Annotated in this window: 17 protein-coding genes; 6 read left to right on the top strand and 11 right to left on the bottom strand. The window is 40.1% G+C overall.

From position 1 onward, the window contains the following. Positions 1-29: 29 nt before the first annotated feature. The 3 genes from floA to FNH22_RS09555 are packed head-to-tail and all read right to left on the bottom strand — an operon-like array spanning position 30 to position 3,628. Complete coding sequence (gene floA, locus FNH22_RS09565) at positions 30-1,010, bottom strand: flotillin-like protein FloA (RefSeq protein ID WP_143398145.1); 981 nt, start codon at positions 1,008-1,010, stop codon at positions 30-32. Between the two features lie 4 nt (positions 1,011-1,014). After that, complete coding sequence (locus FNH22_RS09560) at positions 1,015-1,482, bottom strand: NfeD family protein (RefSeq protein WP_143398144.1); 468 nt, start codon at positions 1,480-1,482, stop codon at positions 1,015-1,017. A 37-nt stretch (positions 1,483-1,519) separates the two neighbouring features. Further along, positions 1,520-3,628: a WG repeat-containing protein gene (locus FNH22_RS09555; RefSeq protein ID WP_143398143.1), complete on the bottom strand. Its 2,109-nt coding sequence runs from the start codon at positions 3,626-3,628 to the stop codon at positions 1,520-1,522. A 67-nt stretch (positions 3,629-3,695) separates the two neighbouring features. Between FNH22_RS09555 and FNH22_RS09550 the strand changes: the two genes are divergently transcribed. Beyond that, positions 3,696-4,142, top strand: a complete 447-nt coding sequence (locus FNH22_RS09550) for a DUF2214 family protein (RefSeq protein ID WP_143398142.1) — start codon at positions 3,696-3,698, stop codon at positions 4,140-4,142. Here the strand turns inward: FNH22_RS09550 and ppgK are convergent. Then, complete coding sequence (gene ppgK, locus FNH22_RS09545; RefSeq protein ID WP_143398141.1) at positions 4,108-4,878, bottom strand: polyphosphate--glucose phosphotransferase; 771 nt, start codon at positions 4,876-4,878, stop codon at positions 4,108-4,110. The two genes, FNH22_RS09550 and ppgK, sit on opposite strands and share 35 nt — an antisense overlap. Before the next feature lie 228 nt (positions 4,879-5,106). Between ppgK and FNH22_RS09540 the strand changes: the two genes are divergently transcribed. Both FNH22_RS09540 and FNH22_RS09535 read left to right on the top strand, forming a co-directional pair. After that, a complete protein-coding gene (locus tag FNH22_RS09540) occupies positions 5,107-5,478 on the top strand; it encodes a TerB family tellurite resistance protein (RefSeq protein WP_143398140.1) in 372 nt (123 codons plus the stop codon). Positions 5,479-5,677: 199 nt separating this feature from the next. Continuing rightward, the gene (locus FNH22_RS09535; protein ID WP_143398139.1) at positions 5,678-6,451 is read left to right on the top strand and encodes an exodeoxyribonuclease III; all 774 of its coding nucleotides are present in this window, start codon (positions 5,678-5,680) and stop codon (positions 6,449-6,451) included. Between the two features lie 4 nt (positions 6,452-6,455). Here the strand turns inward: FNH22_RS09535 and FNH22_RS09530 are convergent, their stop codons facing one another. Further along, positions 6,456-8,144 carry a hypothetical protein gene (locus FNH22_RS09530; RefSeq protein WP_370513175.1) on the bottom strand — a complete coding sequence of 563 codons (1,689 nt, stop codon included), beginning with the start codon at positions 8,142-8,144 and terminating at the stop codon, positions 6,456-6,458. A gap of 184 nt (positions 8,145-8,328) precedes the next feature. On the opposite strand from FNH22_RS09530, the gene FNH22_RS09525 reads away from it, so the two are divergent. After that, on the top strand, positions 8,329-9,288 hold the full coding sequence (locus FNH22_RS09525; RefSeq protein ID WP_143398138.1) for a retropepsin-like aspartic protease: 960 nt from the start codon (positions 8,329-8,331) through the stop codon (positions 9,286-9,288). 9 nt (positions 9,289-9,297) lie between these two features. On the opposite strand, the gene FNH22_RS09520 is transcribed toward FNH22_RS09525, so the two are convergent. After that, the gene (locus FNH22_RS09520; protein ID WP_143398137.1) at positions 9,298-10,068 is read right to left on the bottom strand and encodes a S1/P1 nuclease; all 771 of its coding nucleotides are present in this window, start codon (positions 10,066-10,068) and stop codon (positions 9,298-9,300) included. 98 nt (positions 10,069-10,166) lie between these two features. Beyond that, a complete protein-coding gene (gene hemA, locus FNH22_RS09515) occupies positions 10,167-11,435 on the bottom strand; it encodes a glutamyl-tRNA reductase (protein ID WP_143398136.1) in 1,269 nt (422 codons plus the stop codon). Positions 11,436-11,694: 259 nt separating this feature from the next. On the opposite strand from hemA, the gene FNH22_RS09510 reads away from it, so the two are divergent. Further along, complete coding sequence (locus FNH22_RS09510) at positions 11,695-12,423, top strand: ComEA family DNA-binding protein (RefSeq protein ID WP_143398135.1); 729 nt, start codon at positions 11,695-11,697, stop codon at positions 12,421-12,423. Positions 12,424-12,538: 115 nt separating this feature from the next. Then, the gene (locus FNH22_RS09505; RefSeq protein WP_255518015.1) at positions 12,539-16,516 is read left to right on the top strand and encodes an ATP-binding protein; all 3,978 of its coding nucleotides are present in this window, start codon (positions 12,539-12,541) and stop codon (positions 16,514-16,516) included. Between the two features lie 35 nt (positions 16,517-16,551). On the opposite strand, the gene FNH22_RS09500 is transcribed toward FNH22_RS09505, so the two are convergent. The 4 genes from FNH22_RS09500 to FNH22_RS09485 form a co-directional block, all read right to left on the bottom strand. Beyond that, complete coding sequence (locus FNH22_RS09500) at positions 16,552-17,373, bottom strand: ion transporter (RefSeq protein ID WP_143398133.1); 822 nt, start codon at positions 17,371-17,373, stop codon at positions 16,552-16,554. An 83-nt stretch (positions 17,374-17,456) separates the two neighbouring features. Then, the gene (locus FNH22_RS09495; protein WP_185154152.1) at positions 17,457-21,698 is read right to left on the bottom strand and encodes a CHAT domain-containing protein; all 4,242 of its coding nucleotides are present in this window, start codon (positions 21,696-21,698) and stop codon (positions 17,457-17,459) included. 186 nt (positions 21,699-21,884) lie between these two features. Continuing rightward, positions 21,885-24,008 (bottom strand): methylmalonyl-CoA mutase, encoded by a 2,124-nt coding sequence (gene scpA, locus FNH22_RS09490; RefSeq protein ID WP_143398131.1) that lies wholly within the window; start codon positions 24,006-24,008, stop codon positions 21,885-21,887. Continuing rightward, positions 24,005-25,159 carry a methylmalonyl-CoA mutase family protein gene (locus tag FNH22_RS09485; RefSeq protein ID WP_185154151.1) on the bottom strand — a complete coding sequence of 385 codons (1,155 nt, stop codon included), beginning with the start codon at positions 25,157-25,159 and terminating at the stop codon, positions 24,005-24,007. Before FNH22_RS09485 ends, scpA begins: the two co-directional genes overlap by 4 nt. Positions 25,160-25,184 lie beyond the last annotated feature (25 nt).

Raw genomic sequence — 25,184 nt, 5'->3', positions numbered from 1 at the left:
ACTCACCTGTAAATCAAAAGGGTAGTATATTATTTACTACTACCAGAACCTGATCCTGGCTTAGCAATACTGTCGCGCATATCAGTATCTGCTTTGATATTTTCCATTTTATAATAGTCCATGATGCCGAGATTACCGCTTCTAAAAGCTTCCGCCATTGCCCTTGGCACTTCTGCTTCCGCTTCAATTACTTTAGCACGTGCATCCTGTGCCTTGGCTATCATTTCTTGCTCTAATGCTACTGCCATTGCTCTTCTTTCTTCTGCTTTTGCCTCTGCCACTTTCAGGTCAGCTGAGGCCTGGTCCGTCTGAAGCTTGGCACCGATGTTAGTACCAACGTCTACGTCAGCAATGTCAATAGAGAGTATTTCGAAGGCTGTGCCTGCGTCAAGACCTCTGCTTAATACTACTTTAGATATTTTATCCGGATTTTCCAGTACTTCTTTGTGAGTTCCTGCCGAACCAATAGAGGTCACAATACCTTCACCTACACGAGCCAAAATGGTATCTTCTCCGGCACCACCCACAAGCTGTGAGATGTTGGCACGTACCGTTACTCTGGCGATAGCCACTAGCTGGATACCGTCAGCAGCCACTGCAGCTACTTTTGGGGTAGTAATTACTTTTGGATTAACAGATATTTGTACCGCTTCAAATACATCTCTTCCGGCCAGATCAATAGCCGTAGACTGATTAAAAGACAGTTCAATATTGGCTTTGTCAGCTGAAATAAGGGCACGAATTACATTGGGTACATTTCCACCAGCCAGATAGTGTGTTTCAAGTTCACGTGTGGTCAGTTGAAGGCCTGCTTTAGTGGCTGTAATCAAAGAGTTTACAATGACGCTCGGCGGAACTTTCCTGAAACGCATTCCGATCAGTTCACCAAGTGTTACCCGAACCCCTGAGAATATTGCTGTAACCCAAAGCCCTACGGGAATGAAGTAGAAGAATAATAGTACACCTACTATCCCTAAAAATATTAAACCTATTAAGAGTATTCCTTCCATGCTATTATATTGGTTCTATGATAATATTGTTGATGTCAATTTTTATGATTTTGATTTTTGTGCCTGGTTCTATGTAATTGCCCAATGACTTTACTTCATATTCTTTTTCTTTGAATTCAGCTTTCCCAATGGGTTTAATGGTGGAAATTGCCATTCCTTCATCATTAATCTTCAATTCATTTATTAGCCCTTCATTTACCTTGCTTTTTATAGCACTTTTTAGTGAAAAACGCTCCCAGGTTTTGGACTTGAAACTAAAATATAATGATACAGCAAAGAAAACAGATGAACCCAGTACAAATAACCAGCCAGTACTGCTGCCAAAGTAACTAAAACTAAGATAAATCCCGAATAGGGAGGCAACAAAACCAAGTATTCCGACCACAGTGGTACCCGGAACAAATAAAAGTTCCAGCAGGATCAAAAAAAGCCCTAAAACTACTAATGATATTACCGTGGTCCATTCAGCCATAAATACGCGCGAGTGCGCACTAAATCTAATGAATTTATTAAAGTGTAGCTTTCACCCATTGGGATTTTTTCATTCCGAGGTAAAGTTTTTTATGCTTATTGTAGATCAGCTGATCATAGATAGCGGGAATTTTGTCTACTCCTTCATCGGTGATCAACCCATATTGATTAAACTTTTTTATAATAACAAAGCTATTATCCAGGTCTTTGAGATATTCGTACTTAACATTTACAGCCAACTGACCCATGGCATCGAGTAAACCAAACAGGTTGTTTCTAGTTACCAGGTACTTACCATTTTCCAGTCGTTCTAACCCTTCGAAGTCATATGAGCTAAGTTTTTTACCTTTTTGATTGATCATGTTATACCCTTTCGCTGAGGTAACAATGGATAAGCCATCGTTAAAAGGAGTTACCCTGGAATACAATGGCTGGACTTTTATGTTTTCATATTTATCAATGAACCCCCAGCGCTTATTGAGTTTAAATGGAGCCAGTCCTTCTTTGAAATTACCTACATCTTCATAACGATTAGACACTCTTAGTCGATTTCTATTATCTATAAAACCATACAGGCCATTGATTTTTACCGGGTACAGCCCTTCTGATGGTTCTCTTACCTCTTCAAATCTTTCGTCACGAGGGCGTTGATAGGCTATACGCCCGTCAAAATCTATTTTCCAAAATTTTCCATCCTGAAGTTTTTCCAGTAGATAGTTCCCCCTTATTTCAATGTCATTTTCAGTAAAATAGACCGTGCCATTGGTAAGGCTTTTTAGTATAGTCAATTTACCTTTTTTGGTTAAATACAGATCATCAGTGAGTAATTGGATCACGGCTTTTTCGGGATACACTACCCATTCCCCCTTTTTATTAATAACACCGCTTTCACCGTGAAATCCCACCACTACTTTATCATGAAGAAAATCCCCGACTTTATCATACACAGCCCTGATCACCTCTTTCCCGGATTGCTCTATAAACCCCCAATAGCCATTCCTCCTTACCGGCCAGAGATAACCGGTCTTTTTACCTACTAATTCATACTTGTAGCTGGATTTTTTAATGCCAAGGGTATCGTAAATTTGCCAGAGTTTATAGGCATTTTGAGAAAATAACAAACCATGATCTAACTGCACCGAGTCAGCTGTAGCTGCCATCACTGGCTTGAATGTTCTATCCATTACGCCCCAGCGACCATTTTGATAAAAAACTATAAATCCGTTTTCGGCCTGCAACAGTTTGTGATACTTCTTGGAAGTAAGCGCTTTTTTATCCGAATCTATCAGCCATTGACGGTTATTTGACTCTACAAGGTAGTTTTGGCCAAGTGGAGTGATTTTGTCATAGGAATACCGATCTCCGGCCTTATGGTCTGTGTCCAGTTCTGTCCATTCATTAAATGAAAGCATTTCTATTACCTGGTCTTTAAGACGTATAGCTTTTGCTTGGACAGGGATTATTAACTTACCTTCTTTTCCAAATAATCCATAGGCATTGTCTTTTTTTACAGTGACATAACCCGGAGCAAGAAATTCAGCATCATCAAAATCAAATCCGGTCATTGCTTTTCCAAAGTAGTCATACAAGCCAAATTTGTTGGATGGCCCTTTCACAGCATACCAATGACTCACTTTTTTGATCTCTTTATAATCTATCGGGATCAACTCCCTGCTTCCCATGTCAACCAGTCCGTAACGTATGGAAGAACCTGATTTGTAGCTTACAATAGCACGTGAGTCAGAAAGGTCAATAGAGCTATATTTAAAGGGCAATACAATTTTACCTTCTACGTTAATGGCTCCTAAAAAGTCATAACCTGATACTTTCCCTCGCCGGGCAGCAATGAGTAACATCTGATTTGCCGGGTATAACTTTGTGTAAAGGCCATCTGTTATAATATTGTTTTCCAGGCTGATGAGTCCCCATTTTTGATTTTTTTTATACCCTATCACACCATTGACAGGTTCTTTTTTAGTAGAACTCCATCCTAGTTCATCATACGCTGCCGGTATTAGTATATTTCCCGAATCATCTTTAAGCCCTACTTTCCCTTCGGATTTAAAAATTTCGTAATCTGCTGCTAAAGAAACCGACAGTGTAAGGGAAAAAAATAAAACTACCCCAAGTCGAAAAAAAATATTCATGATCCTATCAAGCCATTCCTCTCTAAATTAACTATAATAGTTTGTTTAAACTTAATTTCAGGCAATTATGGAAGTAACTATTCTCGTCCGATACCTTCATTTTATTGGTGTTTTTACAATAGTGAGTTGTATTGTGGCGCAACATTTACTAATTGCTCCTGAAGTTTCACGTGCCAAAATGAAGCGGTTATTAGTGTTAGATCGGATTTACGGAGTTAGTTCGATCGTAGTGGTAATGGCTGGTCTCTCATTGTGGTTTTGGTTAGGTAAACCGGCTGAATACTATTCTAAAAACTGGATATTGTACCTGAAGGTGGGGTTGTTTATCATCGTAGGAGTCCTTTCTATTATTCCAACACGGTTTTTTTCCAAACATCATAAAGGAGAGCCTGATGATACGGTTGTAATTCCGGGTATCATCAAAAAAGTGATCCGTATAGAGTTATTGTTGATGTTCCTGATTCCCTTGCTAGCCACTCTTATGGCAAGTGGAAAGGGGTATTTTGGAGAATGAATTCTTCTCTTTCTGCTGCCAGGGCCGCACCGATGATACCTGCTTCATTACGGTTTTCGGCCGGTACTACTTGAGTGTCCAGCGTTAAGTATTCTTCAAATTTTTCAAACTTTTTGCTGACACCACCACCTAAAATAATGAGATCGGGCCAACAAAGAAATTCGATTTCAGTAAGGTATTGATCGATTCTTTTTCCCCATTCTTCCCAACTTAATGCTTCTTTTTTTCGTACTGAATCAGCTGCATAGTGCTCTGCTATCATACCGTTTAGCTTAATATGCCCCAGCTCTGTGTTGGGAAGAAGTTGCCCGTTCGTAAAAATGGCTGTACCTATACCGGTCCCTAATGCTACTATCAAAACAGTCCCCATTTTATCTTTTCCAGCACCAAATTGCATTTCTGCAAATCCTGCAGCGTCTACATCATTTACAAGATGGGTGCGGCACCCGGTGTCTTTTTCTATTTTAGTCGAAGCATTTAAACCAATCCATGAGTGGTCGATATTAGAGGCAGTTTTTACAATTTCATGTTTGATGGCGGCTGGAAAACCGCATCCCACCAAACCATTCCAATTGAACTCATTCACTATTTCCTCTATCGTATTGATAACCCTGGCGGGTGTGGCTGGCTGAGGAGTAGGGAGCCTGTAACGTTCATTGATCAATTGACCGGTTGTTGTGTCAACTACTGCACCTTTTATACCACTACCTCCAACGTCTATACCTAATACATTCATGTGCTCAAAATATAAAAATACTCAGGTAAATCAAATTATAGTACTCTTAGAATGCCAATATTCAAACCAAATATAATATACTGAAATTCCAATGTAAATACTTTGTAGCTAGTGATTTATAAGGAATAAAATATACAGATTAATCTTTTGTTTTAACAATTAATTTTGCTGCAACTGTGTTACTTTAAGCGTTATAAAAGTATTACTAAGTATGTAAAGTCAAATGTTATGTTCAATATTTCAAAGAAAGCACCCACCGATAAAAACAAGAGTCATTTAAAGAACCTCATGTCTATTGCTATGGCCGACGGACACTTGGCTAAGGAAGAACGTCACATTCTTTTTTCAGTGGCTCATCGTCTGGGCATGTCAGATGAAGATATTATTGCTGTACGTGATAATCCTGAATCCATACAATTTACTCCCCCGGAATCTTATGACGAGAAGATAGAGCAGATTTATGACTTTATATCCCTTATGTCAGTAGACAGCGACATCGACCCTAATGAGATAGAGTTGTGTAAAAAGCTCGCATTACACCTGCAACTTACGCCAAGGATCATTGATGACTTGTTGGCTAAACTATTTAAAACACAATAATACAGATAAAATAGACCTGTACGATATCTGATTGTTTTTTTACATTGCCTACCGGCGTGTACAAAATCTATCTGACTGAATATTTCAGAGAAATAAAATAAATGCCTTTTTTAAAAGTCAGATCGTAAAATAGAAAATCATTAGCTTTGGATTCACTGTAAGAGTTTTAACATCGTTACTGACAATAAAAGAATCCAACATGTCTTATAAAATTGTTTCCTGGAATGTGAATGGTATTCGTGCCATTGTTAAAAAAGGATTTTTAGAAAGTGTGGCCGAGATGTCACCGGATATATTGTGTTTGCAAGAGACCAAAGCGCAATTTGAAGATGCTAAAACAGCTTTATCGCTACTTTCAGGCTATCATACATCTATCAATTATTCCAAGGCCAGAAAAGGTTATTCAGGCACTGCAATTCTGAGTAAGGAAGAACCGATCAGTGTTACGCAAGACATGGGACTGGAAGAACATGACCAGGAAGGACGTGTGGTCACAGCTGAATTTGAAAAATTCTTTTTGGTAGATGTATATACTCCTAATTCCGGGTCAGGCCTCAAACGGTTGGACTACAGGGAAACCTGGGATGTAGCTTTTCTGGACCATATGAAGAAGCTGGAGGCAAAGAAGCCTCTTATCGTATGTGGAGACCTTAATGTAGCACATCAGGCCATAGATATTGCACGTTCTAAAGAAAACTATAATAAGTCAGCAGGTTATACGCAGCGTGAGATAGACGGATTTGAAAAATATCTGGCAGAAGGGTGGGTGGACAGTTTTCGTCACTTGCATCCGGAAGAAGTGAAATATTCTTATTGGAATCAGATGTTTAATGCAAGGGCCAGGAATGTAGGGTGGAGAATAGATTATTTTCTTGTAAGCAAACAGCTTATTGACAAGGTAAAAGAAGCTGATATTTACAACCAGTACATGGGCTCTGACCACTGTCCGGTGGCTATTGATCTTGACGTGTAGAATGTCAAGATCCTGCCAAGATTTTTTGGAGTACCTTGATACTGATCAGGTAGGTAGGTCCTATGCCTTCCATACCCAAACTGCCTGAGGCTAAAGTGCTTCCTGTCTTCAGTGGATTATCCGATGCGTAATAAGCATACCGTACTTTTACATTCTTATCTATGCTTAATCGGATGCGGGCAGCTGATTGAATAGCTTTTTGGTAGTGAGCCCCTTCCATTTCCAGTCCAATTGCATTCCATGTTGATGTTACAAAATGATTTAAGACATCCTTGTTTTGTAGCGATGTGCCTAGTACGGTGATCATTGGTCCCTCATAAACCTGGTAGTCATCCTGGACGAAATCTTCACTCGCGAAATCATTATGTAGCGGATAATTGTCGGCTGTTCCTTCAAATACATGAGCAGTAGGTATCATTATATCTCCTTTGTCACCCGTTAGAATACCAGCTTTACCTACAATAGAGATGGACTTTATATTAAAAAGAGTGCTGACGGAGGTTTCTAAAGGTTTTAGTAGTTCGTCCATGCATTCAAATGCCTGCTCTCCAAAGGCATAATCCATTACGATTAGTACCGGTTTCTCACCTGCCAGCTTTGAGTTTTTTAATTCAGGGCTTAGATCATCTTGATCGACAGCATCCAGGTCAAAGATCTGCACCTGGAGATTAGTGCCTGTATCATCTTTAATTTCATACATGCCATGTTGCAGGGCATATTCTCTGATGCGGGGCTGTAGTTTTTTTTCGCTATCCTGGCTTGTTTCCACAGCCAGTTCTTCAATGGATGAAAATGTATGGTCTGGTAAGGCTGCAAAACCATAAATTGAATTAAGAATACTGTGTAGATTGGCACTGATAATATGTATCGGGCGTTGAGACCACGCTTTTTCTAATAAAAATGCCTTTATTTTACCGGCCCATTGTCCGCCATAAATATGCTGACCTACGGAATCTTTCAATTGTTCTGAAAAAGTCACCTCTCGTTGACGTTGTTGTTGCGCCTCTTCTATGGAAACTTTCCCAAGCCAGTATATGATGTGATACAAGCTGTGCTTATTATTTCCATTCTGGAATTTAAGTACACCTTCCTGTGTTTCCTGTATTGTCCTGCCTAAGAAGTTGCTCAGATATACTGTAGCTTTTTTCTCATCGAAGTCCTCGTTATTTTCTTCCATCACAACCACTTCTTCCAACTTGAGCCAATCTTGTGATATTCTTCCTTTTTGGTCCAGTGCCTTGTTCTTGATTTTTTCACTCTCAATGTATAGAAATGTGAGGTGTGTGAGTATATCATAAATATCACTCCGCCCTCGGGTCATTTCGATGTACATCCTGTTTTTATCAATACGAAAGCAATTTCTCCTTCTCTTAATAGGGATGATAGGGACATATCCGGCTTCTTCAAAACCTTCCCTTGATACCAGTTTGATGAATTGACACTCTTCGATGCCATCAGGAAGCCTTTCCATTACATAGAGTAGACCATCCAGCTCAATTTTAACCGGGTCTTTAATAGAGCCGTATATTTCAGGTTCCAATACCAATAAGGCATCAATGAGCGACTTACCGGATATACCCATCGGTTTATAACTCCCCCTGATAAAAAGGTGGCGCATATTAATGTAAAGCCGTTCTATGGCCGACCTTGATTCTCTGGTTCTATCTTTTGAAAAATCTATCATTATGCTCATAAAATTAATAACTATCGTGGCATTTCAAGGAGGAAGTCTGTGAATAATCTTCATGTTTGAATGAAATGCGTTCTTTTAGAAGATCACAATGTAGGGTGAATATGTCGCCTTAAAAAACCACCGCTTTGGGGGATCATAATTTGAAAAGAGTGTAGTAAGTTAAAGTTGGTCAAATAACAACAACATGCTCAACTCCAATAACAACTGGCAACGGCCGTCACAGGTGCGGTATGCCCTAATTATGCTGTCCTTTCTGTTACAGCAATTTTCTTTTGCAGACGATTACAAAGGGTTCGAACTTATCAATGATAAGCAGGAAAGTTTTATCAATTTTCGATTGATCAATAATCTGATCGTTGTCCCTGTAAAGATTAATAATAAGATGGAACTCAACCTGGTATTAGATACCGGAGGACGTTCGGTTATATTATTTGGTAACCACTTTAAACGCAAGTTTGAACTTTTACCTAAAGAGATCGTGCTAAATGGTTATGGTAGAAATCGCCACAAAACGGCTCGCTTATCCCTGGATAACCAAGTGGAATTTGGTGATGCATTAGGTAAAGGGATCAGTATTTTGATAGCCAATGATAAATACTTTTTTCCTTATAATGATGAGGTTGTCATTCATGGTATCATAGGTTATCAGGTATTTAGCCGATTTGCTGTAACAATTGATTATAAACAGGAAGTGATCACTTTGACAGAACCAGGCTATTACCTTCCTCCTTCCGGATATAAGTCAATGGAATTGACTCTGAAGGATACTAAACCTTACATAAAACTTGATTATGGGATAACACCAGATAATAGTGCCAATGGTTTTTTTCATATTGATACAGGTTCGTCACGTAATGTCATTCTTTTTATGAAAGATGATACAAACTACTTCAAGGGAGTAAAAAAGCTGCGTTGTGAGGTAGGTAAAGGGATCAACGGTAGTATTGCCGGGTACAAAGATGTGAATAACTTGCTTGAGTTGAAGAATTTAGCTGTACGTACAGACTACCACATGTTAAAAAGGGAATTTAGCAGCAGCGAAATCAACAACGCAGAAGGTTCAATAGGGTCCGGATTATGGAAGGAATTTACCATAGTCCTTGACTATGTTAATCAAATGTTTTATTACCGGAAAGTCACATAGTGATAGAAATTAACCATAGATATCTTCCAATATTCCCGCAAGCCTGACCCCTGCCTGAAGTAACCTTAACTCTACAGTGCTCCAGTGCTGGTACATGTAGTTATAATTAATACTGTTATCTTCAGGTAGGTCATAATATTGCTTACGGAATGATTTTGACTCGTTGGCCCAATCAAGTACAGAAGCAGCTTGTAACTGTATGATGTCTCTCTTTGAGGTACGTTTGAGGCGGTCAGCTAATTCAGAATAGCTGTATTGCTTTTTATCTATCATTCCGCTGTCCCAGACTCGGTGCAGGTTTGAATTTTCCCAGAACCACTTTACCTTGACATCGTTACCGCCCTTGTCTTTTCCGGTTCCCACGTGCAGGGGCTGATGGATATCACCTACTAAATGTATCAGCATTTTTAAATGTTCGGTCTCCTGCTTTTCAGTTAGCCCTCCGGATTTTAACTCTTTTATTAATCGTTCAATACTGGCAATGATATCTCCGTTCTTGTTTTTTTCGGTTTGTTGGTAGGTCATTTCATCAGGTATGGTTACCCAATGCCAGTCATGTGTATGGTCATATTGCCTGTCCGAACGTATCTCATCCATCCAGGTGCTCACCTCAGCGAGAGATTCATTGGACAGGATTGCGGTTAGTTTCTTTTTTACCCGTTTTGAAAGGTGCATTTCTGCAATTTTGCCTATCACCCTATGGCCGGTGATGCCCCAGCCTGAGGCATTAAAGGTCAGAAAAAAAAGCAAAATGTAAATGGACAGCTTATGAGGTAACATGCTTTAATTTTTTGTGCAAAAAAAAGCATGAAAAGCCAACCGGACAAAATCCGTAGGTTATATTTCTTTTAAACTTCGGAGATTTAGTAGCGCAGGAGCTACTTCTTAATCTCAACAGACTGTTTTTCGAGATCAAACAGGTCATTCAGTACATCGATCAATGTTTCTGCCTCACCTCTTTTGCAGGCAGCTTTTAACTGAAGCACAGGTAATTTCATTACTTTTTGCATGATACTTTTGGTCACTTTGTCGACCATCTTGGACTCTTGCTCGGATGCATCTTTAAGGTACCTTTCCAATTCCTCTTTGCGAATTTCTTCGAGTGCATTTTTAAGTTTCTTGATGGTTGGGGAAACGATCATCTCCTTTGACCAGTCTTGGAAATCAACTATGGCCTCTTCAATGATATTTCTTACCATAGGAATTGCCGAAATTCTCTTGTCCAACGCCTCAGAGGCTTTGTTCTGGATGTTATCGATATTATATACCAGTGCACCTGGTATACTTTCTATATTCATATCTACACTTCTGGGCACTGAAAGGTCTATGAAAAACTTAAAAGAGTGTAAGTCAATGGCATCGATCATCTCTTTCGTAATGAAAGGTTTATCCATTGAAATGGATGATATGATTACATCTGCATGTTGGATCTGTTCGGTGGCATTTTCAAAGGATATTACTTTAAAACCACATTCAGCCGCTATCATTTGGGCTTTGGAAAGCGTGCGGTTTGCCACTACAACCTCGTATGCTGAGCCTACAAAATTCTTACAAACGTCTTCGCCGATTTCTCCCAAACCTAATATCAATACTTTAGGATCTACTATATCGGTGGTGATTTCTTCAATTAATTCTTTTGCAGCGTAGGATACAGAAGCTGCCCCATCCCGAAAAGGTGTCTCCTGAACTACCCGTTTATTGGTGAAAAATATGGTATGCATTAACCTGTGCAGGAAGGGGCCGGCCATATCTTCATCTGCACTCCATTGGTACGCATTTTTGACCTGGTTGATGATTTGCATGTCTCCGATCACCTGTGCCTCCAAACCTAAGGCTACATTAAACAATCTCCTGACGGCTTCCGTGTTGTTTTCGGAAGTATGGAAATAATCCGTGAGGTCATTGTATTCTACACCACGGAGTAAGCATAGTCCCTTGAGTATTTCATTGGAAAGGTCAGAATCATGACTATAATAAATTTCAGTACGGTTACAGGTACTTAATACCAGAACGTCTGAAGCTTCTGAAAAATCACGTAAAAAAACCAGCAGCTTTTTTACCAGTGACTCATCGAGGGCCAGTTTTTCCCTGACTTCCAGAGGAGTATTCTTAAACGAAACGCCAACGAATCTGAACGAATTTACCATTTAACCTAAAATTCACGTACAAAACTAATTACAAAGAGCATTCTTTAAAAAGAGTTTTACTATTTATAATAGATTCAAATTAAACCATTTTATCAAAGCTATTCAGATAAAGAAAGAGTAAAGCTGATAATGATCATATAATATTGCTGATGTATATCATACGTAGCGGTGAATGGTGAGCGTTGCCTCATGTTTAAAAAAAGATGTGCTTTATTTTTAAATTAACGTGTTTCACTTTAGTTTGGTTTAAAGGTGTAGTGTGAAGAAACTCATTATCTGGTTTAAGAATAGCTTCGGTATTTCAACTACCGAAGCTAACGGCTTTGTAATATTTTTAATCCTATTACTTACAATGACTGCAGGTATTTTTTGGATGAAATATGCCAAACCAGATACAGCGTATAAGATGACCGATCAAAAAAAGATGGATAGCCTTTTGACCGTTATCAGAATAAATGCTGTATTGGACAACACAGAACCACTAAAACCTAAAAAATTTCGAACCTATGATGCCCCTAAAAAGCGGACAAACAGGAAATCTTTTACTAGTTCAATAAAAAAGAATTATTCAAAACCTCAGGCGAAAATCCAGGTCTTCGATATAAATCAGGCGGATACGACAGCGTTAAAGCGGTTGAAAGGAATAGGGAAAGTTTTTTCCAGGAGAATTGTTAATTACAGAAATGCACTGGGCGGTTTTGTATCAAAAAAACAATTCAATGAGGTCTACGGACTCGCTGATTCAGTTATTTTACAACTCGATACACTTACGTTCATTTCATCTGGTTACCACCCTAAGTGGATCGAGATTAATCTGTTCGATGATTATGACCTCAGTCGACATCCTTATATTAGTAAAAAAGTAGCGCGGGCCATCACAGCTTACAGGTTCCAACATGGTCAGTTCACAAGTATTGAAGATTTGGATACTATGCATTTAATTGACTCGTTAACTTTGGCGCGAATAGAACCTTATCTAAAGTTCTAATTCTTACTAATTGAAACCATATATTCGTAGTTCAATATACTGATCTCACATGCACGAAGTGCTAAAATCATATCTTAAAAGGCTAACTAATCTATCCGGCAATAACCGTTCACTAATGCTGCGCAGGTTGTCAGCCGATCAATTTTTAGATCTGCATGACCTGAACTTTATTACAGAATCAGGGTCATTTTCCATTATAGAACACTTGATTGGTGGTCGTAGAAAAGTACTAAGCCCCCTGATGGATCCTCGTCATGAGGATACAAATTTGGTAAGCCGGAGGCTTAAAAAGCTTAGACGTATTGATGAATTTATTCAGGAAGAACGAGGTTCAAAAGACCTTTATGTTGGATGGCCTTTTGTAAGAGGCAAATTTAACGATGGTACGTCTGTTTCCTGCCCGGTATTGTTTTTTCCCGTCACATTAGATATTCAGAAAGACAATTGGCTGCTTACACCGCGTGTTTACGAAGGGATAACATTCAATAAATCCTTTTTTCTTGCCTATTCACATTACAATGATATTCCAATATCGGATGATTTTCTGGACCGGTCCTTTGAGGAATTTGATGACGACAGTACTGTTTTCCGTACAGCTTTGTATCAACTACTGAAGGACAGTCCCGTAGAGGTCAATTTTAACCAGGAAAATTTTCAATCGGTCCTACAACCTTTTAAGGTCTTTAAAAAACCGGAATTTGAAGAAAAACATGCCAATGGAGAGCTTAAGATGTTTCCGGAAGCAGTATTGGGCATTTTTCCACAGGCAGGGTCACAGCTGGTGCCTGATTATGTAAAACTGATTGAAGACAATAAAATCGAGGACATAGATCGCTTTTTTGAGGAAAGGACACAGGCCGAGCCAGAAACACATCCGGGCTTAAAGAAATACACGTTTCTTGATAGTGTAGATGAGGAGAAAATGGTGACGCCTTTTAAGATGGATGCGCACCAGGAAAATGCCATTAGAGCAATTAAAAATGGCAATTCTGTAGTGGTACAGGGCCCTCCCGGTACCGGCAAATCTCAGCTGATCTGCAATCTTATCTCCGATCATATTGCTATTGGTAAAAAAGTACTGGTGGTCTGTCAGAAGAGAGCGGCGCTGGATGTAGTATATGATCGTATGCATGACATTGACATGACAGATTTCGTTGGCTTAGTGCATGACTTCAGGAACGACAGAAAGAATATCTATGCCAAAGTGGCTCGGCAAATAGGCCGCATTGACGAGTATAAGATTAAAAATAATGGCCTGGACAGTATACAACTGGAGCGAAAGTTTCTTCAAAACAGCAGACGCATAGACCAAATTACCGCTGAACTTGAAGAATTTAAATATGCTTTATTCGATGAATCTGAATGTGGATTATCTGTCAAAGAACTTTACTTAACTTCTGACAGAGAAAAGCCGGTGGTTAATTTCAGACAAGAATATACCCAGTTTCGTTTCGAAGATATTACTGCTTTTTCAGCCAAGCTCAAAGATTATGCGGAATATGCTTTAAATCACCGGGCATCCAATTATCCGTGGAAAGAGAGGCGGTCCTTTAAAAACTACACTGTAACTGATGAGCGTAAAATAATTGACATTTTGGATGATATTCCATCATATCAAGATGAAATAGGAGCTTTACTTGAAGCACAAATAGGAGCTCGGCTGTCCTTAAAAGACTGTGAATATTTTCTCGGTAAGCGGGACTATATTGTAGAAATGCTTGGTATTTTGAAGAACAAGGAGGCGTACCGACTTTTTCAACATATGGCGTCTTATTCTGATGATGAGACCAGTGTATTGTGGCTGTCTAATACAGAACGTGTGTTAATGGAGTGTTACAAAGGGGTGGGTCCAGAGCTTTCCCTGGCTTCAGATATGCTTGGAAAATTTCAGGAGACGTTACAACGCGAGATGAATGCACGCCGTAGTATTTTAAGGCTGATACATTGGAAGCTTTTTTCAAAAGATAAATTCCTTATAAGGAGGGTGTTGTCTGAGAATCAATTGAAAAGAAACCGGGCAGGTTTTAATACCATGGTAGAAAAGATTGATAATCGGCTAAACCTTGAGCATAATATCACTAAACTTCGTGGTAGAGACTGGGTAACAGGCATCCCTGAGCGCTATGAGAAGGGACATTTCCAGAATTGGTTCTATATTATAAAACTAGCCGTAAAAGCGAAGTTGATTTTCAACTCTTTAAGGAATTTCCGTGAGTTCTTCAATGTGCAAAAACTAACATTTGAAGAGTTTAGAGATCAATTAGAGCACATTTATCAACTCATAAAGGATATTCCGGAGCGGAAAGCACAATGGTTATTCTATTTAAATGAGGGTCAAATATCTAAAGGTCTTGAAAACAGAGGGTTCATTGACGAAATGAAGACTACGTTAAGGCGGGATTTTGAATCTCTTTGCGAGTTTGATAAGCTGCGGGATGGTATGATGGCTTATGAACTCCAGGCGGTGGACAAGATAATGGATGAACTTCCGGACCCATCCCCGGAGCAGGTGGAAGCCCTTTTTCAAAATAGTCTTAGAACAGCATGGATTGAGCATATCGAAACAAAATATCCGGTATTGAGAACGGTGTCTTCTTCCCGGTTTCTTAAAACGACTGCCGAATTACAGAACTGTGTTAGAGATAAAATGCAGATCAGTAATGAAATGCTACTACTGCGAGCACGTGAAAGGACCTATGAAAAAGCTGAGTATAACCGTTTAAATAATATGGTCACTTATCGTGAGGTTCATCATCAGGTGACCAAAAAGAAGCGAATTTGGCCTCTGAGAAAGTTGATCGGTGAGTATTATGAAGAGGTATTTGATTTGATGCCTTGCTGGATGGCTTCTCCGGAATCCGTATCAGCCATTTTTCCGATGCGATCTATGTTTGACCTGGTGATATTCGATGAAGCTTCGCAGTGCTTTGTTGAGCGTGGTATACCTGCAATGTATCGGGGACGGCAGTTATTGATTGCCGGTGATGATAAGCAGCTTAAGCCATCCGATGTTTATCAGGTACGCTATGGCGATGAAATTGATACCGATGTGCCTGCCCTGGAAGTAGACTCCTTGCTCTCCCTGGCAGACCAACATTTGATGTCTGTTCAACTCAAAGGACACTATCGTAGTAAATCACTTGACCTGATAGAATTTTCTAACCAGCACTTCTATGAAGGCAATTTGAAGTTATTACCAGATTATGATGTGGTAAACAGTGCTGAACCGGCTATTGAATATTTAAAAGTAGATGGGATCTGGGAAAACAATACTAACCACATTGAAGCTGAAAAAGTGGTAGAAGTCTTGATGGAGATATTGGATCATCATCCTGATAAAGAGGTTGGTGTAGTGACTTTTAATGCTAAACAGCAACAGTTGATCCTGGACTTAATAGACGAGAAAGCCACATCTTCTGAAAAGGTAATTCCAAACAACTGGTTTGTCAAAAATATTGAAAATGTACAGGGTGATGAGAAAGATATTATCCTGTTTTCTACAGCTTATGCACCGGATGCAAAGGGTAAAATGGCGATGCATTTTGGTAGCCTGAATGCAGCTGACGGCGAAAATAGGTTGAATGTAGCGGTTACAAGGGCCAGAGAAAAAATAATGGTCATTAGTAGTATTATGCCTTCCCAATTAAAGGTGGAAGAGACTAAGAATGATGGTCCCAAGTTGCTCAAGAAATACCTGGAATATGCCCTTGATGTTTCTAAGGGTAAATTTAAACCTTCACTTATGCCTGCAGACAAGCGTCATGCGCATTGGTACCTGAAACAACAATTGGATAAGTGGCTTGTTGATAATTTCGATGCATTTACTTTTAAGGAAGAACTTCCATTTGCTGACATTACTGTGAAGAGTAGTGAACAATATTTAGGACTGATTCTCACAGATGATGACCTTTATTATCAAAGTCAGTCGATCAAAGATGCACACGTTTATACACCCTTTGTACTCAGTAAGAAGAAGTGGAATTTCACAGGTGTATTTAGTCGTGAATTTTGGAATAACAGGGAAGTCGTAAAAGAAAACTTATCACGTTTTGTCAACCATCATTCGAAAGACGAGACGGACCAGCGAGGCTAGGCTGTATAACCTATTTTGATTACATTTCTAATAGCCTAAAGAGCGGTTCCACAAAACTTACAATAATTGGCATTAAGATCATGTTCCTTAGCGTTACATTCAGAACAAATTTTATTATTCACTTCTCTCATTACTTTGCTTTGTGTTATTTCAGCCGTTACAATTCCGGTAGGGACCGCTATGATCCCGTAACCTAAAATCATGATAAGTGTTGCTAAGCCCTGCCCCATGGGTGTTTGTGGCGCTAAGTCACCGTAACCCACTGTTGTCAAAGTTACTACAGCCCAATAGATACTCTTGGGAATGCTGGTAAAGCCATTTTCCGTACCTTCTATCATATACATCAGCGTACCCATAATTACTGTCATGGCAAATACAGCGCCTATAAAAACGATTATCTTGGCCTTACTGGCGTTAAGTGCATTGGTGAGTTGTGATGCTTCTCCCAGGAAACGCACCATTTTCAGTACTCTGAAAACGCGTAACAATCGTATACTTCTGATGATCAATAAAGATTGTGCTCCTAAAATAAACAGGCTGAGATACGTTGGGATTATTGACAGTAAGTCTACAATGCCAAAGAAACTTCGAATATAACGCCAGGGTTTTTCAACGATAATGATACGGATCACGTATTCGATCGTAAAGAAAATGGTGAATATCCACTCGATGATATATAATTCATCTCCATAATCTTCTTTGAGGCTTACTACACTTTCCAGCATTACAGCCAATACACTGAGCAGTATGGCAATGAGCAGGATGATATCAAAGATTTTACCCAAGAAAGTATCGGCTTCAAAAATGATGACATAAAGCTTTTCTTTCCAGGCTTTTTGCTTTTTTATTCCCTCCATGGTGGCGTTAAATAAACGGCTATTGAGCGAATAAAAATAGGGAAGTGTGAACTTCCCTACCTACAATTTTGAAATTTTTCTGATCAGTCCATACCTATCATAATGAAAGACCCCCAGAAAATAGGGTCCTGGTATTCATTTCTAAGTTCTTTTTTCGCCAAAATAAATGATTCTCTCATTTTGCCTGTTTCGAGCCATTTTTTATAGAATTTGCTCATCAGTTTTTGAGTGGCTACATCATCTACTTTAAACATACTCATAATAAGTACTTTGGCTCCTGCTACCAGGAAAGCACGCTGTAATCCGTAAACGCCTTCCCCTACGGCTAATTCACCTAACCCTGTTTCACATGCACTTAACACCACAAGCTCTGTTTGGTCAAGGTTAAGGTTCATGGCCTCATAAGCTGTTAAGATGCCACTTTCAGCATTGTAGTTGAACTCTGTTTTTTGAAGTAAATCTCCGGCTCCTGTAAGCAGCAGGCCTGTTCTTAGTAACGGATTACGCGCTGCGGAGCTTTCACTCTGTACCAGTCGGTCTGATTCGGTCATCTGTTCTGCCGGGGTGAAAAAACCGTGTGTAGCAATATGAAATACTTTAGGGTTATTTAATCGCTTTATTTCATCTTCACTGGCGGAGATGTCGGTGTATGAGGAAGTGTCCCATCCTCTTGTTCTTAGTAAGTCTTTTAGTTCTTGTACTTCTACCTGGGTTCCCGGGAGCGGATTGATATCACCTGTACTGGCTGTCAGATAAAATTCAGGGTTTCCGAACATTGAAGCTTTTTTCTCGTTTTGGACCAGTCGTGTTCTGGTACTCCTTGTCCAGATATCTTTGGTGTTACTTACCAGCACAATATTAGAATTGTCAATAACGTATTTCCCATCTTCCATCGGTATTGCTTCCAGGTTGATCTGATTATAAACACCATCCGCAGATAAGTAAAGCGTAGAATAAGTACCCAGGGCACTCATGATCGGTTCCCAGTATGCATCAAAGCTGTATGGGTCTTTGATGCGGTATATGATACTATTACGATAGAACTTGAAAAGCTTGTTTTCCATGTTCTTACCATCACCTAATAATACTACCCCTGGAGTAGACTGCTCTTTCTTGTTTTTCAAATACATGGCGGCATATATTACAGAGTCTGTCAGTACGTGATCAAAGTATCGATACCTTACCATTTCCATAGCTACTTCATTAGGTTCCAGTTTTTCCTGAACCTGATTCCATACGATGGTATTGTCCTCTACACTTTGTGAAAAAAGCTCCGATTTTTGACTTAACTCTTTCTCTATCTGTTCTACTTCATGGGTAAGTACTATCGGATCAATTTCGTTCTCCTGGAGTTGTTGCAGGCTCATGGAAAGCACGTTGGTGAGCTCCTCTTTCTTTGCAAGCCAGTCATTGTACTTCTCTTTCAATTCATCATCATTACTATTGGCGATACGTTCACGGATCTTGATGGAGGAATTTAGTAAGATTGCCTTGGTGAGCAAAGCATTATTGTACACGTCACCAATTGCTCTTTTATCTTCTGCTGCAATCTTGAATGCAAGCGTGTTGTAAAATTCATAGTCAGGGCGTATCGTATTCCAAAATTTAGCTTTTTCTCGCTCACTTAAAGCCGGGAAAAAGGCTCGAATAAAGTTTTGGTGGTTGGCCAATGCCTCTTCGATGTAATTTCTGGATTTTTTGGTGTCTCCCTCCATATAATACACCTTACTCAATTTGGATAGTATTTTTACATACTCAGGGTGGTTTTTACTGAATTTGTTTTGATAGATCTTTTTTGATTTTTCATACTCTTCTTCCGCCTTATCATAGTCGCGTTGTAAGTAATGGATATCCCCTATGAGTGAGTAAATACTGGCTGCATTGATATTGTTGCGTTTGCCTGCTTTAGAGAGCCATATCGTTTCTGCCAGAGTAAGCGCATTGAATGCATCATCGAACCTCTTTTCGGAGATGTAAATCTTTGCGAGATCAGTTAACGCATCAGCATAAGTAGGGTTGCGATTTCCAAGTTTGGCAGCGATAATATCTTTTGCTTCTTCAATGATTTTTTCGGCTGACGTAAGGTTATCACCCTGGTAAAATTTAATCAGACCAAGCTGGGCCAGTGATTTGGCGACATCTACATGTTGACGCCCAAATTGGGCCTCCTGGATTCTGATTGCCTTTTCAATATTATCCTGCGCTTTAGGATAATCTCCGATACTGGTATAAATATCTGCTAATAGTGAGAGTGTAGGTGCTACTTTAGAAGAATTTTCGCCGTAGATGGAGGTGGCGATCTGATTGGCCCGTCTTGCCGTTTTTTCTGCAAATGTGTATTCTCCTTCAGTAAGTTCCAGTTGACCACGATATACCAGAGGCAGGATCAACCTACGGGAACTGGAGCCATAGCGCAATTGATATTCGACTATAATTCTGTCTAGTAACTCATTAGCTTCTCTAAATCTGCCGAGGGGCATGTATACCCTGGCTAATCCCTGGCTTGAGGCGAGATCATTGTAGTTACTTGGGTTATTGACCCTTTTAAGTGTTTTTTTGGAGCGATTCATGATGTCTTCCGCTTCATCAAACAGCCCTTGGATCACTTTGAGTTGTGCCTGTGTGGCCTGAGTATTAATGTATTCAATGACCCAGTTTTCGTCTCTACGATACTCTTTGAAAATCGCCAGCGATTTGTTCAGACTTTCTTCGGCTTTGTCGTAATTAGCAAGGCTAAGGTATAACTGTGCCTGATTATTCAGTACTTCACCGTAGGCAGGGTCTACCGATGAAAATTTAACTGCTGCACCATCACTGGCTTTATCAATGGCTGCTATAGCCAGTGCGTATTGATCTGTACTGGCATAAAATTTAGCCAGATGATTTTGTATCGATACATAATCTTTATGCCAGGTGTCTATCTGTGGTTCTACTATACCTTCAAAGCTTTCACTGTAAATGGCTTCTGCTTCTTTGATTTTATCCGAGAAATCTACGTAGTAACTAGCCAATTCAATCCGTGCCAAATGATATTCCGGGGAATCGTCGCCATACAGCTCCTTTTTGATCTCCAGGATGTCATTAAGATTTGCTGATGCGGCGTTGTAGTTTTTTTCCTGTAGCGCCAGCCGGTAAAGAAAATCAAGAATTTGGATGCGCTTCTTATGATATTTAGGAAGTGCATTACTATTGGCCTGAACGGCTGCTTTGGAGGCTAAATTGTTTGTTTTTTCCTTGTCAAGCTTGGCGTCAAACTCAATGGTTTCTAAATTAATGTAATGAATACTGTTACGTTTGAAATTCTTCTTGATCGCCTTTTCATATTCAATTTTGAGATTTTTATACTTTGATTTGCTATCGGTCTTCAGATAGTACTTCAAAAGTTGCTCATAGAGCTCAAAGGCAAGGAAATGTGATTCTTCATGCTTTTTTTTGAGATGATTTAATGTCTTATCAAATCTTTCATTTTTTACGTCGTCACTGCTAAAGTCTCGAAGGCCATTTTCTAAGAGGAACTGACCGAAATCGAGTTGATTTTGAACATAGGCCAGACTGGCATTTCCCAGGTTCTTGTCTATCCAGGTTCTGGCCAGTTTGAAAGCGGCATCTGCTTCTTTGTAACTACCTCTTTTCCGAAATACGTTGCCATGCAGTGTTAATAGTTCCGCATAGTCACCAAGCCTTTCATTTACTTCTTCCTCGGGAAGGCGTTTACTTTGTAATCTTCCTTTGTCATCTACGAATGATTCTTTGCTTACGGCCCTCGATTTGAAATAATCCAGATTTTCATCGATAAAGCTCAGGGCCTGATTATAAAACCCACGGCCCGTTAGCACCCTGGCCAGGGTTAAGTCACTTTTGGCTTTTAACCTGTCATCTAGTGCTTTTGATGCTTCCAGGGTTTTTTGTGCCGATCGAATGTATTCCTCTGCTCTTAGGTAGTCACCGTAGTGGGCTAATATCTCACCTATGTCAAGAAGCGTGATGGCATGTTCTTTAGACGCTTCACCATAGATGGCGCTACTGGCGGTGATAGCCTGCTCTATCGAATTCTCAAAGTCTATCAGCAGCCCTTCAGCCAGGTTGAATTTAGACCTCCTTATATAAAATAGGGGCAAGTATTCATTCCTGGCCCCATATTTTTTGATTACTTTCTTTTTGTACTTCTCCAGATATTTGCTGGCTTTTACATAAGCACCTATTTCGTATTGTGCATCGGCCTTTAATAATATCTTGCCATATTTCCCCCCTTCCTGAGCTGCTGTTGGCACCGAGAGCAGGATGAACAATGAGAAGCATAAATATCGCATGTAGTTGTACTGCATGGCTAAAGTGATTAAGGTTGACCTACAATTGAGTATGGACCAAACCACTGCCATGCAGTTAACACATGTTGAAATAGAGATTTTCTGGGTTTGACCAGCATTTTAAACATTTTATTCAATCAGCTAAAGCGCTGTTTAAAATGAATTAAAGCAATCTCTAAATTTAATTAATTGGATATTAAATAGTTAGTCTTTCATTAATTTATTTAATATGTCCCTGGCTGCGTCAGATATCACTGTTCCCGGTCCGAAAACACCCGCTACACCATTTTCATAAAGAAAATCATAATCTTGCTGTGGAATGACTCCACCGGCTATCACCATTATGTCTCCTCTGCCTAATTGCTGCAGTGATTCGATCAACTGAGGGATCAATGTTTTATGACCAGCGGCAAGGCTTGAAGCACCAATGACATGAACGTCATTTTCTGCTGCCTGTCTTGCTACTTCATCTGGTGTTTGGAAAAGTGGGCCAACGTCCACATCGAAGCCCAGGTCTGCAAAGCTGGTAGCAATGACTTTAGCGCCGCGGTCATGGCCGTCCTGTCCCATCTTAGCCACCATGATACGGGGTCTTCGTCCTTCCAGTTCAGCAAATTTGTCGGACAATGACTTTGTCTCGTTAAATGTGTTATCCATTTTTAGTTCTGTTGCATAAACACCTGATATAGAGCGAATAGTGGCTTTGTACCTGCCAAAAACTTTTTCCATTGCCATAGAGATCTCTCCTAGTGTAGCTCTATGACGAGCTGCATTAACAGCGAGTTCTAATAAATTACCTTCTCCTTTTTCCGAAGCTTGTGTTATGCTATCTAAAGCTGACGTTACCGCTTCATTGTCCCTTTCTGATTTTAGTTTTTCAAGACGTTCAATCTGTTCACGTCGTACTTTGGTATTATCAACTTCCAATATTTCGAAATCAGGCTTTTCGTCAGTCTGATAGCGGTTCACACCCACTATAACATCTTTTTTGGAATCTATACGGGCCTGTTTACGGGCTGCGGCCTCTTCAATCCTCATTTTAGGCAGACCACTTTCCATGGCCTTGGCCATTCCACCCAGATCCTCTACCTCTTCAATTAATTTCCAGGCTTTATGCACTAACTCATTGGTCAGGTATTCAACATAGTGTGAACCTGCCCATGGGTCCACTACCCGTGTGATATTGGTCTCCTTTTGCAGGTATAGTTGAGTGTTTCTGGCAATTCTTGCTGAAAAATCTGTAGGTAGCGCAATGGCTTCATCGAGAGCATTTGTGTGCAAGGACTGTGTATGACCCAGTGCTGCTGCCAGCGCTTCTATACAGGTACGCGTCACATTGTTATAAGGGTCCTGCTCGGTAAGACTCCACCCGGAGGTTTGAGAATGAGTGCGTAATGCCAGCGACTTAGCATTTTTTGGCTCAAATTGCTTTACAATTTTTGCCCACAACAAACGTCCTGCGCGCATTTTTGCGATCTCCATGAAATGGTTCATACCAACCGCCCAGAAAAAAGACAAACGGGGAGCAAAGTGATCAATGTCCAGTCCCGCTTTTATTCCTGTTCGCAGATATTCCAAACCATCGGCCAGTGTATATGCCAGCTCGATATCTGCCGTAGCGCCGGCTTCCTGCATATGATATCCGCTGATACTAATGGAATTGAACTTAGGCATATGTTGAGCAGTATACTCAAAAATGTCTGCTATGATCTTCATGGAAGGAGCCGGAGGATAAATGTAGGTATTCCGTACCATGAATTCTTTTAAAATATCATTCTGTATGGTGCCACTGAGTAATTCAGGTTTTACACCTTGTTCTTCAGCCGCTACGATGTAGAATGCCATGATGGGGATTACTGCGCCATTCATGGTCATGGAAACGGACATTTTGTCCAGTGGGATCTGATCGAAAAGTACTTTCATATCCAGTACCGAATCAATGGCTACTCCTGCCTTACCCACGTCACCTGTTACACGTTCATGGTCTGAGTCATATCCTCTGTGTGTAGCCAGGTCAAAGGCTACTGAAAGGCCTTTTTGACCCGCTGCCAGGTTTTTGCGATAAAACTCATTGGACTCTTGTGCAGTAGAAAAACCTGCATATTGCCTTACGGTCCAGGGTCTGCCGGCATACATTGTGGAGTACGGGCCACGTAAATAGGGTGGAATGCCTGCTGCAAAGCCAATATGCTCCAGGTTGTCTAATATTGCTTTATGTAGAACAGGAGGAATTTTAATGCCTTCTGCTGCTGACCAGCTCTCCAGGTTTTCTTGTTTATGTTCTGGTTGGAACTGATTATAGGTTATATTTTTAAAATCTGGTCTCATGATACTGTTTCTTCTTCAAGTGTGGACTGAAATATATGCCATGCCTTTTGGGCAATGTCATTGGTAAGATTCTCTAAATAATAAGAGCCCGCCACCGGGTCTGCTGAGCCTTTCAGAAAGACTTCTTCTTTTAAAATAGAAGATACATTGCGAGCAATGCGTACCATGAGTGATTGATCATTATCTTCCGGAACTACCAATAGTTCATCACATCCACCTAAAATAGCTGCCATAGCTCCGGTACTGGCTTTAAGCATATTTCCATGTGGTTGATAGGCCTCGTTGATCCAGGGGTCTGAGACAGCTCGTATCTTAACATGTTCAGGTAAAAATGTGGAAACGTCATAAGCACGGGCTACCTGAAAGAAGAGCATTCTTAAAGCTCTTATCTTGGCTATTTCAGCAAAATAATCAGGGCCTACAGAAGTGTTTACAGTGCATTTGGTCAATACTTCCTCCAATGGGTTGCCAGCGGTTTGTGCTGCCTCAATAAGTTGAATAGTAGCTTTCAGCTGGGCCGCTATGGATTCTGAAAATCCGTGGGTGTCAGTTTTTGACTCGTTAAGAAGGACACGGAACTGGGTATAGTCTTTGAACTTATTGAACATCGCCAGTTTTTCATTAACAGTACCTTCGGTTAATTCTATGGTCCCTGTGATTTGTTCAGGTTTCAATGCTGAGGATTGAAAAAAAGTAAATAACCCTTCCGCAAGGTCAGTGGCACTTTCCCTCGAAAATTGGAATGAAATGTTACAATGCTCCAATTTGATATTTTCCAAAAGCGACTTAAAATCAACACTGTGTGGTATATTGAATATTATTCCATCGGCACCACTGTTCAAGGCATCCCGGGCTTCCCGATTGGCAATCTTTTCGTCTTCAACAGTTAAATGTTGTAGGTTGTGCCATACGCGTGCGTTGGCCGTAGGATGATCAGGCATAGCCAATCTGTTGTGAAATGCTTCATATTGAGCATTGGCTTGCAGATCCGATGGATCATAATAAGGTAAAATATGTATACCGGGTTCAAGTTCCCAGGTGTACTTCTTGAAGACGTCTTCACCTTTTAGATCGTTAGTAGCTTTTTCCGCCCATTTTTCCTTGTTTACCTTGGAAAAATGAGAAAATAGAAGTTTTTGATTTTGATTCATAATCATATTGTCTCACTCAGGTAAA

The organism is Fulvivirga sp. M361 (genome assembly GCF_007097395.1).
Taxonomy (GTDB): domain Bacteria; phylum Bacteroidota; class Bacteroidia; order Cytophagales; family Cyclobacteriaceae; genus Fulvivirga.
The sequence above is the reverse complement of the archived record's forward strand: the minus strand, read 5'-3'. Positions and strand labels throughout refer to the sequence as shown.